Annotated in this window: 15 protein-coding genes; 5 read left to right on the top strand and 10 right to left on the bottom strand. The window is 42.2% G+C overall.

All coding sequences use genetic code 11. The features are described from left to right. Nucleotides 1-200 precede the first annotated feature (200 nt). A complete protein-coding gene (locus QMF37_RS09760) occupies nucleotides 201-1,271 on the bottom strand; it encodes an aldo/keto reductase (RefSeq protein WP_283478159.1) in 1,071 nt (356 codons plus the stop codon). Between the two features lie 159 nt (nucleotides 1,272-1,430). Here QMF37_RS09760 and QMF37_RS09765 point away from each other — a divergent pair, with 159 nt between their 5' ends. From QMF37_RS09765 to QMF37_RS09780, 4 genes are all read left to right on the top strand, one after another. Next, nucleotides 1,431-2,249 carry an alpha/beta fold hydrolase gene (locus QMF37_RS09765; RefSeq protein WP_071152828.1) on the top strand — a complete coding sequence of 273 codons (819 nt, stop codon included), beginning with the start codon at nucleotides 1,431-1,433 and terminating at the stop codon, nucleotides 2,247-2,249. 132 nt (nucleotides 2,250-2,381) lie between these two features. Continuing rightward, nucleotides 2,382-3,200 carry an aldo/keto reductase gene (locus QMF37_RS09770; RefSeq protein ID WP_071152829.1) on the top strand — a complete coding sequence of 273 codons (819 nt, stop codon included), beginning with the start codon at nucleotides 2,382-2,384 and terminating at the stop codon, nucleotides 3,198-3,200. Nucleotides 3,201-3,468: 268 nt separating this feature from the next. Next, complete coding sequence (locus QMF37_RS09775) at nucleotides 3,469-4,803, top strand: hypothetical protein (RefSeq protein ID WP_078080776.1); 1,335 nt, start codon at nucleotides 3,469-3,471, stop codon at nucleotides 4,801-4,803. Nucleotides 4,804-4,860: 57 nt separating this feature from the next. Continuing rightward, complete coding sequence (locus QMF37_RS09780) at nucleotides 4,861-5,832, top strand: class F sortase (protein ID WP_078080777.1); 972 nt, start codon at nucleotides 4,861-4,863, stop codon at nucleotides 5,830-5,832. 67 nt (nucleotides 5,833-5,899) lie between these two features. Here the strand turns inward: QMF37_RS09780 and QMF37_RS09785 are convergent, their stop codons facing one another. From QMF37_RS09785 to QMF37_RS09795, 3 genes are read right to left on the bottom strand one after another with little or no spacing between them, the layout of a single operon-like run. After that, complete coding sequence (locus QMF37_RS09785; protein WP_071152830.1) at nucleotides 5,900-6,391, bottom strand: methylated-DNA--[protein]-cysteine S-methyltransferase; 492 nt, start codon at nucleotides 6,389-6,391, stop codon at nucleotides 5,900-5,902. Further along, nucleotides 6,388-7,284, bottom strand: a complete 897-nt coding sequence (locus QMF37_RS09790) for a DNA-3-methyladenine glycosylase family protein (protein ID WP_071152831.1) — start codon at nucleotides 7,282-7,284, stop codon at nucleotides 6,388-6,390. Before QMF37_RS09790 ends, QMF37_RS09785 begins: the two co-directional genes overlap by 4 nt. Then, a complete protein-coding gene (locus tag QMF37_RS09795) occupies nucleotides 7,281-7,850 on the bottom strand; it encodes a bifunctional transcriptional activator/DNA repair enzyme AdaA (RefSeq protein WP_071152832.1) in 570 nt (189 codons plus the stop codon). Before QMF37_RS09795 ends, QMF37_RS09790 begins: the two co-directional genes overlap by 4 nt. Before the next feature lie 220 nt (nucleotides 7,851-8,070). Between QMF37_RS09795 and QMF37_RS09800 the strand changes: the two genes are divergently transcribed. Continuing rightward, nucleotides 8,071-8,427 (top strand): hypothetical protein, encoded by a 357-nt coding sequence (locus QMF37_RS09800; protein WP_071152833.1) that lies wholly within the window; start codon nucleotides 8,071-8,073, stop codon nucleotides 8,425-8,427. A gap of 69 nt (nucleotides 8,428-8,496) precedes the next feature. Here the strand turns inward: QMF37_RS09800 and QMF37_RS09805 are convergent, their stop codons facing one another. The 6 genes from QMF37_RS09805 to QMF37_RS09830 all read right to left on the bottom strand — a co-directional run bounded on the left by QMF37_RS09805 (nucleotide 8,497) and on the right by QMF37_RS09830 (nucleotide 13,729). Beyond that, entirely contained in the window at nucleotides 8,497-9,183 is a 687-nt protein-coding gene (locus QMF37_RS09805) for a FusB/FusC family EF-G-binding protein (protein ID WP_071152834.1), read from the bottom strand. A gap of 151 nt (nucleotides 9,184-9,334) precedes the next feature. Further along, nucleotides 9,335-10,078, bottom strand: coding sequence for an SDR family NAD(P)-dependent oxidoreductase (locus QMF37_RS09810; protein ID WP_071152835.1), 744 nt, complete (start codon nucleotides 10,076-10,078; stop codon nucleotides 9,335-9,337). Nucleotides 10,079-10,185: 107 nt separating this feature from the next. After that, a complete protein-coding gene (phnE, locus tag QMF37_RS09815) occupies nucleotides 10,186-11,028 on the bottom strand; it encodes a phosphonate ABC transporter, permease protein PhnE (RefSeq protein WP_071152836.1) in 843 nt (280 codons plus the stop codon). Next, nucleotides 11,028-11,816 carry a phosphonate ABC transporter, permease protein PhnE gene (phnE, locus tag QMF37_RS09820; protein ID WP_071152837.1) on the bottom strand — a complete coding sequence of 263 codons (789 nt, stop codon included), beginning with the start codon at nucleotides 11,814-11,816 and terminating at the stop codon, nucleotides 11,028-11,030. The genes phnE (QMF37_RS09815) and phnE (QMF37_RS09820) overlap by 1 nt, the downstream gene beginning before the upstream one ends. A 12-nt stretch (nucleotides 11,817-11,828) precedes the next feature. After that, nucleotides 11,829-12,611, bottom strand: coding sequence for a phosphonate ABC transporter ATP-binding protein (gene phnC / locus QMF37_RS09825; RefSeq protein ID WP_058384037.1), 783 nt, complete (start codon nucleotides 12,609-12,611; stop codon nucleotides 11,829-11,831). Nucleotides 12,612-12,688: 77 nt separating this feature from the next. Further along, a complete protein-coding gene (locus tag QMF37_RS09830; protein ID WP_283478170.1) occupies nucleotides 12,689-13,729 on the bottom strand; it encodes a PhnD/SsuA/transferrin family substrate-binding protein in 1,041 nt (346 codons plus the stop codon). Nucleotides 13,730-13,750: the final 21 nt, after the last annotated feature.

Genomic DNA, 13,750 nt, shown 5'->3' on the forward strand with positions numbered 1-13,750 from the left:
TTCAGCCATTGATATAAAGTGGTGAAATGACTACATGATTTTAGAAACATTACTTTTCATTCAACTCGTTAGACAAAAAAATAACGACACATCACCAATTAACGCAACAAAGACTGCCAGTTTTTTATGACCTGGCAGTCTTTTGGGGTACTCATTATAGTATAAGAATTCCCTCGTCTCTTCTTTATTAAACCTGCGGATTAGTCATCAATGCCCAACGATTGTTTATATCCTGCTAAATACGTTTTTTCAGACGGGCTGCCCATGTCAAACGAATTCATGGCACGGTGCCAGTTCGGATAAAGTGGAGCTGGTCGTGCCACCGATTCAACGCGGTCATGCTCTTCTTGTGTTAGTTGAATTTCAAAAGAAGTAATGTTTTCTTTTAGCTGCTCTTCGTTGCGCGCAGCGATGACAATCGGACCGACATTTGGCCGGTCCCGGACCCATGCATAAGCAATTTGCGGCACTGACGCATTGTGATTGGCTGCAACTCTTTCTAACGCATCGATTACTTTGTAAAGTCGTTCCTGATTTTGCACCCACGGTTCTGGCCATCCAGCTCCTTGACGTGTATTCGCCGGTGCTTGTTTGTTGCGACCAATTTTGCCGTTTAGCAGTCCTTCACCGAGTGGACTCCAGATCATCGAGCCAATGCCAAGCTCACTGCCTGCGGGAAGTAGTTCGTATTCTGCTTCTCGTGCTTCTGGTGTGTAGTAAATTTGTTGGGTAATGGGTGGAATAAAGCCAGATTGCTCTGCAACCGTAAACGTTCGCGCCAGTGCCCAGCCGCTATAGTTTGATACGCCCCAATGGCGAATTTTACCGGATTTAACGAGACTTGTCATAGTTTCGACTGTTTCTTCGACCGGCGTTTGCCCGTCCCACAAATGAACAAAATAGACATCAAGATAATCTGTACCTAACCGCTCAAGTGATTGGTCGATAGATGTTAAAATATTGCTTCTTGAAGCTCCTCTTGCGTTAGGGTTTTCTCCGAGTGGAAAGCCTGTTTTCGATGTTAGCAATAATTCGTCACGGCGCCCTTTAATGGCTGACCCTAACACGCGCTCTGCATCGCCTTTTGAATACAAATTGGCAGTATCAAACATGTTGATGCCGGCCTCAAGTGACATGTCTACCATGCGCCGTGCTGTTTTTTCGTCGATATTGCCTGCAGCGTCAAAGCCATTTGTCCCGCTAAAAGGAACCGTTCCAAGTATGTACTTCGGAACCCGCAAGCCTGAGTTTCCTAAATAGATATAATCCATAATTGCCTCCTTCTGAATCTGTATTTTCTACTAATTAGATTCCCCCGACCATCTCCAGCTAAACTGAAAAGCCAGGCTTTCCATTTCCAATTGTTTACTTTAATTCGACAGCGGGAAGTTCTACATTAATACTGTTTTACATTAAAGGAGGAGAACTAAGTGGGACATTATATTGAAGTGGAAGATGGCGTAAACGTTTATGTGGAAGACATTGGATCGGGGCAACCGGTCGTCTTTATTCACGGCTGGCCTTTAAATAGCAAAGCATTTGAGTCGCAAGTAAGCGTGCTTGCGGAGCAAAACTTTCGATTTATCGGCATTGATCTCAGAGGTTACGGGAAATCAGACAAGCCGTGGTCGAGCTACGATTACGACATGGCAGCGAACGATGTCAAAGCGGTTGTCGATTATTTAAAACTTGATCATTTTGTGCTTGCCGGATTTTCAATGGGCGGGCCGATTGCCATTCGTTACTTAACGAATTTCAATCAGCAAGGCGTTGATAAACTGATGCTATTAGCAGCAGCGGCTCCATTATTTACACAACGCGATGATTTTAAACACAACTTGAAGCCGGAAGAAGTAGACGGCATTATTGATCAACTTAAAGAAGATCGTCCGGCATTTCTTGGGCAATTCGCAGATATGTTCTTTGAACAGAAAAAATCACCGGAATTTCTGCATTGGTTCCAAACGCTTGGACTCGAAGCCGGTGCTCACTCAACCATTAAATCCGCGATTGCCTTAAGAGATGAGGACTTGCGCGATGAGTTAGCAGGCATTACTGTGCCAACGGCTATTTTCCACGGGAAAAAAGATCAGATCTGTGCTTACGAACTGGCTGAAGAAATGGACAAACAAATCCCCAATTCAGTGCTCGTTCCTTTCGAAGACAGCGGACATGGCATCAACGCAGATGAACCAGAGCGTTTCAATAATGAGTTGTTAAATTTCCTTAAGAGTTCTGATGAAAACTAAAAAACCTGCGCAACATTAAACCTACTGGGCACCTGGACGACAAATCGAGGTGCCTTGTTTTATTGTTTATAACTTTTTTAAACAGCTTATATTCCACACCCAGTTGCTAAATCAAAAGGAGGAAATTATTTAATGGCAAACGATCAGGTTTTCACATTTCATAATGGGGTTGCAGTTCCCAATATCGGCTTTGGTACGTGGCAAATTCCAAACGAAGAAGCTTACAGTGCAGTGACCATTGCATTGAAAACTGGCTACACGCATATTGATACGGCGTTAGCATATAAGAATGAAGAAAATGTCGGCAAGGCGATTAAAGATTTTGATATTTCCCGGGAAAACGTTTTTATTACTAGTAAGCTTCCTGCCCAAACAAAAGGATATGAAGCGACTCTAGTGGCTTTTGAAGAAACCGTTTCAAATCTCGGCGTGGATTTCTTGGATCTTTATTTGATTCATGCGCCGTGGCCTTGGGATGACATTGGCAAAGATTGCACAGAAGGCAATATTGAATCGTGGAAAGCAATGGAGAAGCTTTATAAAGAAGGCAAAATCCGCGCAATCGGTGTTTCCAATTTTGCGGAAAGCGATATTCAAGCACTTATCGATGCTTGCGAAATTGTGCCAATGGCGAATCAAATTCCGTTTTACGTCGGGCGCGATCAAAAGAGCTTGCTAGCGTTTTGTGCAAAGCATAATATTGTGGTCGAAGCTTATTCTCCGCTGGCGACTGGTCAAATTTTGGATAGTCCTAAACTCAAGGAAATGGCTACAAAATACGACGTAACGCCTGCGCAATTGTGCATTCGTTATTGTTTAGAAAAAAACACCTTGCCCCTCCCGAAATCGACAAACGAAGAACGCATCTTAGAAAATAGCCAATTGGATTTCACTATTTCTCCAGAAGATGTTCAAATACTAGATGCTTTTGAAGATATCCGCGCTGAATAGTGATAAAAACCGCCCTCGGGTGTTTTTATCAAGAGAATTTCATTTTTTCGCACCTTTATTTCCAGTTAATTGGATATACTGTCCGAATTAGAACAAATACTGTCCGTTTCGCATCAAATACTGTCCAAATGAGACTGAATACTGTCCAAATCACGCCATTTACTGTCGAAAAGAAATTCCTTGCTAATTTTTCAATTAAAATGTGATCTAAATTTAAACCTTCTCCGTTATGTTTATAAGAACTTAAAAAAAGAGGAGTGTTTTTATTATGAAATGGAATAAAATCTTTGTACCTGTATTAGGGGCAGCGCTTTTAATACCAGGCATGGCAACAAACGTATTGGCGGCTGAAGCATCACCAACTGAAACGACGGGCGTGGAACTTCGCGCAACATTGGACTCATTATTATCGGAACATTACGCATTGGCTGTCGATTCGATGATGAAAATTTACGATGAAGACGGAGCAGCAGAAGCGGCAATTGCAGCGCTTGATGAGAACGCAGCGGACATGGAGCCGGTGATTGCTTCTGTATACGGTGAAGAAGGCGGAGCGGCATTTGTGGAAATTTTTGACAAGCACAACACAGGAACAGACGATTACGCTGCGGCAGTTAGAGATGGCGATGACGCAATGAAAGAAGAAGCGTTAGACGAAATTCAATCTTTTGTTGATGACATGGGCGCATTTCTTGGCACAGCGACAGAAGGCAATCTTGCAGAAGACGGCGCAACTGCAGCTCTTCGCGAGCACGAAGATTTTGTCCAAAATACATTTGATCTTTACGTAGAAGGAGATTATGTTGCGGCTTATACGTCTTACCTAGATGGTTTCACACAAATCTTTGGAGCCGGTAGCGCGATTAGTGGAGCCATTTCGACTCAGTTCCCGGATCAGTTTTCAGATCCAAACACACCAGCTGGTGATTTCCGTTCTACTGTAAACCGTATCGCTGCTGAGCATTTCGCTTTAGCACAATTGAGCATGACAAAAGGGTATAATGGTGCTGAAGACTTTGACTTTGCCGATTGGGCACAGGATCAAAACACAGAAGAGTTTCGTGCAGCACTTGCTTCTGTTTATGGTGAAGAAGCCAGCAACCAATTTGTTGAACTTTGGAACAACCAACACATTTCGGTTCAAGGTGATCTTGTTATCGCTGTAGCAGCTGATGACAAAGAAGCTGCTGACGAAGCGACAGCTACGTTGACTAACACATTTGCAACGGACCTTGGAACATTTTTAAATAGCGCAACAGAAGACCGCATGCCTTTAGATGAAACAATTGCAGGCGTAAAAGCACATGAAACTTCAGTTATCGACACGTTCCAACAATACGTATCGGGTGACTACGAAATGTCTTACGAAACATACCGTACAGGTTATGCAATTATGTTCGATATCGGTAAAGGATTGAGTGGCGCAGTTGTTGATCAATTCCCTGAGAACTTTGAAAACACTGCACCTGAACAAATGCCAGCCACTGGACTAGGTGGTACGGCTAACCAATCGAACTCGATGATTCTTTGGATTACATTAAGCACACTGATTCTTTTGGCAGCTGGTACAATTACTTATCGCCAAACAAAAAATCAGCAGTAAAATTTCAGAGAGAGCGAATTGCTCTCTCTTTTCCCGATTGGAAAGGAGGAATGACAAATGAAGCAGCTTGTCACTATAACTACAGCCGTAATTTTATGTCTTGCTTTGTTTATCCTATTGAAACCTTTGGCCGCTAGCCCGACTTTTGAAGAGCAGATGGAGCAGGTCAAAAAAGTTGAAGAGAAAAAAGAAGTTCCTAAGAAAGAAGAAGTAACAGGCAATTATGTTGATAAGATTGCTGAGTTCCCCATTCTTCCGGAACAACGTGAAAAATTACAAATGCTACAACGCGAACGTCAGCAAAGCATACAGGGGATGGAACCTTTTCAAATTAAAATTCCCTCAATCGGCGTCGATGCAGCTATCGAGTCAACGGGTATTTTAGACAATGGCCAAATGGGAGTTCCTGAAGATGTAGATCAAGTTGGCTGGTTCGAGCCTGGTTATAAAGCTGGCGCAAAAGGCCACGCTGTTTTAGCAGGACATGTTGACAGTTTAACGGGTCCAGCTGTTTTTTATGAACTCGATAAAGTGAAAGTCGGAGAAACTGTAACAGTAATAGGTCCAGATGGCCGTGAAATGATTTACGAAGTTAAAAATTTAACGAGCTATGAAACAGATGATGCACCAATCGAAAAAATATTTGGTAGCTCAGATAAACGACTGCTTAGTTTGATTACTTGTACAGGGGATTACAACCGCGACATCGGCTCTCACGAAGAACGTTTAGTCGTGACAGCTGAATTGGTTTCTGATTCTAGTGTGACAGACAAGCAGCCGGCGTCTCCAGAAAATGTTGTCGCTACGGATTTCAATCTTTCATGGCATGCCGTGCGTGACGATGCGATTATCGGTTACCGCATCTACGAAGAAAATATTCAAACAGGCGAATTGAAAAAAATTGAAACTGTTTCGTTGTTCGATAGAAAAAACGTTTCTATTAAAACAGATGACACAAAGCGTTACCACGTCTCTTCTGTCGATGTTGACTTGAACGAATCTAAAAAAGCATTAGCAGTAAAGAATTAATAAACACATCATTCAAATAAAAATGCCGAAGAAAAGTGAAATACTTTTCTTCGGCATTTTTTAATTGTTACTTAGACTGATTTTCTTTATAGGCTTTCTCGTGATCTAGTAGCCATTCTTTTCGGGGCAACGTGCCAGCATAACCCGTTAGTTTACCGTTTGCTCCAATAATTCGGTGGCATGGTACGATAATACTGAGTTTGTTTTTGCTGTTGGCGTTGCCTACTGCTCGAACCGCTTTCTCGCTACCAACCGCTTTGGCGATAGCGCCGTAAGAAACAGTTTCCGCATAAGGTACATCGATTAACGCAGTCCACACTTTTCGTTGGAATTCGGTTCCTGTAGAGAGAAAAGGAATCGTGAATTTCATGCGTTGCCCTTTAAAGTATTCTTCCAACTGTTGTTGGCAATCGGTGATGACTTGCGGGCTATCTGGAGAAATCGGATAGTTAATTTCACTTTTCTCGCTAAACGAGATCGACAGAATTGCCTCGTCTGTGCCAACAATTTCGATGATGCCAATCGGTGATTCAAATTCAACCTGATGCAAGTGGCTCATAACAAAGACCTCCATAAATAGAATGTGGCATAGGCTTCCCAGCCTCGCCATTTTTCCGCAAATTTTGTAATTTCTACCTGTGTTGGTTTTCGCTCCATGTTCAACTGAACTTTTAACGCGTTGTGTAAGCCGACATCTGCGAGCGGAAAAGCCGTTTGGCTGTGCAGGCATTTCATCATGACATAGTTGGCCGACCAGGCGCCAATGCCTCGGATTTCCAGTAACGAACGCTCCATGTCCTGTTCTTGTAGTAATTGCTCTTTGCTCAGCGTACCATTTGTCATCGCTAAAGCAATGCCCAAAATGTATTCTGCTTTTCGGCCAGTTAATTGCAATGCTCTTAAGTCAGTAACAGACAATAAGGCAATTTTCTCGGGACTTGGAAAGGTCCAATAACGTTCCTCTTCATAAATCAACGACTCTCCATAACTTTCAACAAATCGTTTCTTTAATGTATAAGCGAAAGTCAGATTGATTTGTTGACCCATAACTGCCCATACTAAGGCTTCAAACAAGTCTGGAACACCGATGACTCGTAAACCTCGGTACTGCTGGACCAATGCACTTAATAGGGAGTCTGTTTGTGCCATTGCATAAAAATCCTGAAGATCCGTCTGCAGATCAAACCAATCCTCAACGTAAGCTCTAACCAATTCGCTATTGCTGGCAGTCGGCGCTCCGAGCGGAAACGCCAAGCGCAAAGCACCCTTTACTGGGGTCATGTGGAACAAGACGAGTTCATTGTTAAGCTTTAGCACCTTTGTCACACGAGCGTTTTGAACCCGGTACAAGTTTTCTTGTGAAGATCTGCCAAGATGAACGAGACATTCCATAAAATTAAAATCAACAGGTGTCGAAATTTCCATATACAGCTCACTCTGCTTTTTCATCATAAAGCAACAGGCTCGCTCAGCTTGCGAAATTCACTTGGCGAGTGGGCTTTGAGCTTACGGAATATTTTATAAAAATTAGAGGGACTTTGAAATCCCACACTAAAGCATATATCAAGATTGGATAAATCTGTAGACACCAATAGCTGTACCGCTTTGTCGATTCGAATTTTCTCTAAACAAGCGCGCGGTGTTTCGAGAGTCTCCTGCTTAAATACACGCTCTAAATAAGAAGGACTCATGCCGACATAATCCGCTACTTCCTGTAGACTGATGCTTTTTCTATAATGATTGGTTAAGTAAGTCATCACTTCACGCGTAAGCTCTTCGGCAGGAGAATATTCGGTTTCAGGTTGACATCTTTTACAAGCCCGAAATCCTTTTGCCTGTGCTTTATCCATAGTCGAATAAAATTCAACATTGATCTTTTTAGGCTTTCGAGAACGACAAGAAGGTCTGCAGTAGATTTTGGTCGTTTTCACCCCAGTGTAAAAAAGCCCATCATACTTTCGGTCACAAGCTATAACCTTCTCCCACATTTCATCAAAAGAAAATGGCAGTGTCTCCATGATGTCACTTCCTTCCGCTCCATTCTTAAATTTTCGTTTCCTGATTTATTCAGCTAATCTTCTTCAACTTTTCACTGTTTTTCTTATTCTATAGCCATCCAGCTGAAGATGCATCCTCAATCTTGCCTTTTCAGTCTGAAAAATCTCAAGCGAAAGAATTTTATTTTTCTTCACCTTCTTTTATAATGGGTAACATGTCTATGAAAGAAGGAATAATAGTATGGTAGAAATTTTATGGTACATGTACGCTGCTTTTCTGGCCACATCAACGATTGGGTTTTTCATTCACGGTGGCTACAAAAGTCCTGTTTTTCTAATTGATCTGGCATTCACAGTTATTGCGTGGATCGGCTTATTCGGCTTTGTCACGCACTCTCAAATTTTTACGCCCATTGTCTGGCAAGTTGTTTTGGCTGTAGTGGTCGTGTGGGACTTGCTGTTTTTCTTCTTTATCAAAGCCCGATTTACTGAAGAAGAAGCTGAAGCCGGAACTCTGTCTATGACCGTTTTTTCTGGACTGCTGATGCTCGTATTGCTCGGTCCTCTCTATTATGCGTTGTTCCAATATGCATTTTAATAGCTTGTTCTCTATGAAGAAACCGCCCCACATCGTTTTGCGACTGTAGGGGCGGTTTTTTGTCTTTCGCTATTTCTGAAACTGTCCAACAAAGTCATTTAGTCGGTCTAGTGTTTTGACCTGACCGTTACAGACTTCAGCGTCTTGGCAAATATAATTGCCACGTTTGATAAACTGTTCTGATCCTGAAGTTTTCGTTTTGGCGATGAACAGCCCCACTTGGCTATGACTATTGCAGATGGTGCAAATGCCTTGCTTTGTACTACGCGTAAAGCTTCCTTGAACGCCAATCAGCTGATCTGTTAAATCGGCTACTAAATACATCAGATTAGCACTTTCTGTCCAAGCAAGATAAGAAGTTTTATAGAAGTTCGTATTTTCTAGCTTTGGCCCTTTTAGCTTTTTCGCTTTAGGAAATAATTTCTTCACGTTATCTGCAGTAACTGCTTTAAATGGCACGATGTACGGCTGGAGCTGTTCTAAAAATGATTCCGCATCGCTCAGTTCCTTGACTTGTACCAATGGGTTGAGAATTTTCTTTTGTTGATCGGTAAGTATCGGAAATTGTTTAAAGACTTTTTCGTGCGCAAGATGCCGCAATACACTCAACACTTCTGCATCAGTTGCACTCGTCTGCCCTACTACTAAAATCTTTGTTTGGTCTTTGATAAAATTGTATTGGTCATTCCGAATAAAAGCTTTTGGGTTCTCTACTGCGCGATTAATAGGATTATCTGTTTCTGTTGCATGGATCATGCCATCACTCCTTACATTTTTTATGTCTATAAGGAAAAAAGTTGCTTGTGGTTTTATTTTACTTTATCCCGTATAGGTTTTCCATTTAGCCGATTGTCGATTAGAGACATAAAAAAAAAGCTGCGCGTGGCAGCTCTTTTGGTTTGCTTATTTACTGCGTCGTATAACCACCGTCGACCATTAACGTGCTGCCAGTCACAAATTCATTTTCGACTAAGAACACAATCGCGTGTGCAATTTCTTCTGGCTGTCCGAGCCTACCGACAGGATGCTTATCCACTAAAGCATCATAAAAATCACCCAAAGCTTCTTTACTAACCATGCCTGATTCTACATAACCTGGTGCAACCGCATTAACTCGAATTTTGTGTTCAGCATATTGCAATGCCAACGATTTGGTCATAAGGTTTACAGCCCCTTTTGAGGCGTTGTAGGCAAAAGCGCCACCTTCCCCAACAGAGCCCAAAATAGAAGACGTGTTGATAATAACCCCACCATCCCCATGTTCTAACATGTTTTTGATCGCATGCTTGGCTCCGAAAAAGACACCGTCTTGATTGACGGAGATGACTTTATGATAGTCTTCATACGTCAACTCATGAGTAACACCTAGTACACCGATGCCTGCATTATTGACCATGATGTCAACTCTGCCGTAACGTTCGACTGTAGTAGCGACTAATTGTTCAACCGATTCTTCACTTGCTACATCAACTTTGACAAACACAATTTCAGCATCGCTTTGTTCTAGTTGCTGTTGTGCTTGCTTGCCGCCTTCTTCGTTAAAATCCGCAATGACTACTTTTGCGCCTTTATCAAGAAATGCCTTTGCTGTTGCCAAACCAATTCCGGATGCGCCACCTGTTACGATTGCCACTTTTCCTGCTAAGTTCATCTGTTCTGCCTCCTTGGATTGGAAAACTCTGTCACTCCTCATTAAACCTCAATGGTCTGAACATTACAACTTATTATTTTTTAAAGTTACTCTTCTTTTCATCTCTTTTATTTAGCAGCAGGGAAGTAACGGTCTTTCATTTTTGTGGAGAAAACCTCCAAAATGATGGCGAAAATTAACACCATATACGTAATCATTCCTACTTCACGTAAATCGAAATAGAATCCCGAAGCCATAAATAATTCGAAACCAATGCCGCCCGCTCCTGCAGCTGCTCCCATAGCAACAGCCACTGAGAAATTAATTTCAAAACGGAGGAACGTCCAAGACAATAAATACGTAAAAGTTGAAGGCAAAACGGCATGGATAACGATATGCCACCAATTAGCTCCTGTTGCGCGTAGGGCTTCAATAATACCTTGATCTACTTCTTCAAATGCTTCTGAAAAAGCTTTGACCAAGTAGGCAATCGAGTGAAACAACATCCCAAGTATGGCCGCCTCGCTACCAAGTCCTGCAGCAATGGCAAAGATTAATACCCACAGGACCGTAGGAACCGCTCGTATAAAAGCCACCATGATACGCACTGTTTTTGAAATCCAAGGCTTAGATAAATTGGCAGCTGCAAGCAAAGCTAGGAAAAAGGCAATAATTCCTCCAAAAATTGTCGATAAAAAAGCCAGTCCTAGCGTGACACCTAGTTGATAAAAGGCTTGTCCCCATGTGAAATGGCTAAGCGCCGGCTCCAAAAACATTGTTTTTAAGTTATCAAGCGTTTCTGGAATAGCTGTCGTCAAATCAAGTCCTGTGTAGTCAAATAGCAAAAAGGCAATGACCGTCAATATGACAAGCGTGGTAACCGTCCATTTCATGATGCGTTCGGGTCTGCTTCCCATTTTGATGGCTATTCGTCCACTTGCTCCGCGTTTTATGTATGTACTTGCCTCCATTAAATAATCACCTTCCTGATATAGTTTGACATCAGCTCGATGACAATCACCGCAAGAATAATGCTAAAGGTAACAAGAGCCACAGCATTGTAATTCAACGTTTTATAATACAAGTCGAACGTGTAGCCAATGCCGGTACCCGTTAAAATACCTACTAAGGTTGCGCTGCGAATATTAGTTTCAATCATAAACAGGATCCAACTGATCAGCTGGGGCAAACATTGCGGCACAACCGCTTTAAAAACAATTTGAAAATATGTTGCCCCGGTTGCGCGTAACGCCTCGACAGCACTTTGACTCGCTTCGTCTATGGACTCGATAAAAGCTCTCGTTAAAAATCCGACAGACCCTACGAACAAAGCCAAGTATCCAGTCATTGAGTTTTGTCCAAATGACAGCAATAAAATTAGCGCCCACGCCACGACTGGAATATTCCGTGATACAGATGCCACAAAGCGTGCAAATGCACCCCAAATTGTGCTCGTCCCTGTCGTTTTTGATCCCATCAGACTTAAAAAGAATGCGACGACTGTTCCTGTAGTCGTGGCTGCAATCGATACAAGAACAGTTTCCAGCAATTTCTCCAAAATGGTTGGCAGGCGTTCCCATGTTTCCTGGCTAATCCACATATTCGAGAAAATCCATGCGATGGCTTTTGGCAAAGTCGCAATGCCATGAAAAATGTTGAAGTCGGTAATTGTGATAGAAGCAAAAGTCATCACAGCAATCAGAAAGACAAAAAAGATTGTGTGCCATTTGCGATTGGCTTTTATTGTTTTTTCACTCACTGTAGTTGCTCCTTAAACCGTAATCAATTCTCTGATTTCTGGGCTCGTCTGTGTCTCAGTACCGTAAATGATGTCCGTGTGACTTCGGTGCAAGCGGTAACTTGGTCCATCAAACACGATTCCGCCTTTGTTCAATCCAATGATTCGGTCGGAATAACTTTTGGCAATTTCAACTTGGTGAAGATTGACGATACAAGTGATGCCGAGTTCTTGTGTAATCGATTTTAAATGATCCATAATAACTTTTGAGGCATTTGGATCGAGTGAGGCAATCGGTTCGTCACATAAGACAATTTTTGGTTCTTGAATCAGTGAACGCGCGATGCCGACGCGTTGTTGTTGACCGCCACTTAATTGATCGCACCGTTTATAGGCGTGATCTTCAATGCCTAGCTTTTCCAACAAGAAAAAAGCGTGTTCTTTTTCTTGTTCTGTAAATCGACCCAATACTCCTTGAAATGTCGTTTTATAGCCAAAGCGACCATGCAATACATTCTCAATGACCGATAAACGGGGCACTAAATTATAATGTTGAAAAATCATGCCCATGTTAGTACGCAGTTTTCGCAGTTCTTTTTTATTCAAATCTCCTACGTTCTGACCGTTAAAAATAACTTGTCCTTCATCAATTTCCACCATCCGGTTAATGCATCGAAGTAGTGTCGATTTTCCTGCACCAGAAGGTCCGATTACAGAAAGAAATTCGCCAGCTTCCACTTCAAAATTCAGCCCTTGAAGAATTTTCGTATGGGGATTATAGGATTTACCAAGATCTTTGATTTGCAATAAAGCCATGCTCACCGTCTCCTTCTCGCCTCGTTTGTCAGACAGCGCATTCCCAGTAGAAGGAATGCGCTGCTGTCTTTTGGTTGTTACTTCGACAATTTACGAATGGCATCAAACCAATCATCTTCAACTGATACAAATCGTTCGTTTGCTGACTTGAAGAACAATCCTGGTTTTCCGGATTCTTCCGGAACGAATATTTTTTCATTGTTTGCAATTTCGTCTGAACTGAATAGTTCTTTTAACGTATCGTAATCTTCTTGACCCATCACGTCTAAATTGGCTACAAATGGTGCATTGAGTACAGGAATAACATCCATCAATGCGAATTCACTTCCTGCTACTGTGTTAAATGGTTCAGTCGCATCGTCTTTAACTTTATAGATCGAACCGACTTTATTGGCTTCGCCTTCTGTTACTTCTACGTAATTTTCAGCACAAGTGTCGCAAAACGATGCCACTTCTACACTGTCGTTTAGTAAATTAACAGCTGAGCCTTGGTGAGAATTTCCAAAAAGTACTTGAGAAAACAACGGACCGCCTTCCATCATATCTTCTGCGACTAAGTCTTCATAACCCGGCTTGTCAGCAAAATGATTGATGATGGTAGAAGATGGGATAACAAACCCTGATGTAGAGCTATTAGAAACAAAGGACATTTTTTTTTGTTCTAATGTGTCTAGTGAGAATTCTCCATCCACCATGAACTCTTCTTGGTTATCCGCATTGACCGCTAACCAACTGTGGTAGACCGCGTCGTCAAGCGTGCCAGATTCTCCTGTTGGTACGACTAAAGGTTCAATTGCATCATTGCCATTTTTGGCTTCAATATAGCCTTGCGCTCCCATAAATGCCAAATCCGCATTATTGTTGACCATGGTTTCAATCGCAATGGCGTAATCGGTTGTTAACTGATGTTCGACTTCTTTACCGGTTGCTTGTTCGATGGCTTCTCCAATTTCATCACGAGATGATGTCATATCCGATCCAGACTCATTTGGATACCAAACTACTTTGATCACATCGTCAACTTCTGATTTGCCTGCCTCTGCGTTGCCATCTGTACAAGCACCTAACAGTAAAGCTGATCCTACAAGTATAGCCAGTGCTGAACTTCTCTTTGTCATAGTCGATTCTCCTTTGGATTT

The sequence above is a fragment of the Planococcus sp. S3-L1 genome (assembly GCF_030063085.1).
GTDB lineage: Bacteria > Bacillota > Bacilli > Bacillales_A > Planococcaceae > Planococcus > Planococcus kocurii.

Bases quoted from the DNA above. Each gene is read 5' to 3' on its own strand.
- QMF37_RS09760 (WP_283478159.1), bottom strand. From the start codon at position 1,271: ATGGATTATATCTATTTAGGAAACTCAGGCTTGCGGGTTCCGAAGTAC.
- QMF37_RS09770 (WP_071152829.1), top strand. From the start codon at position 2,382: ATGGCAAACGATCAGGTTTTCACATTTCATAATGGGGTTGCAGTTCCC.
- QMF37_RS09775 (WP_078080776.1), top strand. From the start codon at position 3,469: ATGAAATGGAATAAAATCTTTGTACCTGTATTAGGGGCAGCGCTTTTA.
- QMF37_RS09780 (WP_078080777.1), top strand. From the start codon at position 4,861: ATGAAGCAGCTTGTCACTATAACTACAGCCGTAATTTTATGTCTTGCT.
- QMF37_RS09785 (WP_071152830.1), bottom strand. From the start codon at position 6,391: ATGAGCCACTTGCATCAGGTTGAATTTGAATCACCGATTGGCATCATC.
- QMF37_RS09790 (WP_071152831.1), bottom strand. From the start codon at position 7,284: ATGATGAAAAAGCAGAGTGAGCTGTATATGGAAATTTCGACACCTGTT.
- QMF37_RS09795 (WP_071152832.1), bottom strand. From the start codon at position 7,850: ATGGAGACACTGCCATTTTCTTTTGATGAAATGTGGGAGAAGGTTATA.
- QMF37_RS09800 (WP_071152833.1), top strand. From the start codon at position 8,071: ATGGTAGAAATTTTATGGTACATGTACGCTGCTTTTCTGGCCACATCA.
- QMF37_RS09805 (WP_071152834.1), bottom strand. From the start codon at position 9,183: ATGATCCATGCAACAGAAACAGATAATCCTATTAATCGCGCAGTAGAG.
- QMF37_RS09810 (WP_071152835.1), bottom strand. From the start codon at position 10,078: ATGAACTTAGCAGGAAAAGTGGCAATCGTAACAGGTGGCGCATCCGGA.
- phnE (WP_071152836.1), bottom strand. From the start codon at position 11,028: ATGGAGGCAAGTACATACATAAAACGCGGAGCAAGTGGACGAATAGCC.
- phnC (WP_058384037.1), bottom strand. From the start codon at position 12,611: ATGGCTTTATTGCAAATCAAAGATCTTGGTAAATCCTATAATCCCCAT.
- QMF37_RS09830 (WP_283478170.1), bottom strand. From the start codon at position 13,729: ATGACAAAGAGAAGTTCAGCACTGGCTATACTTGTAGGATCAGCTTTA.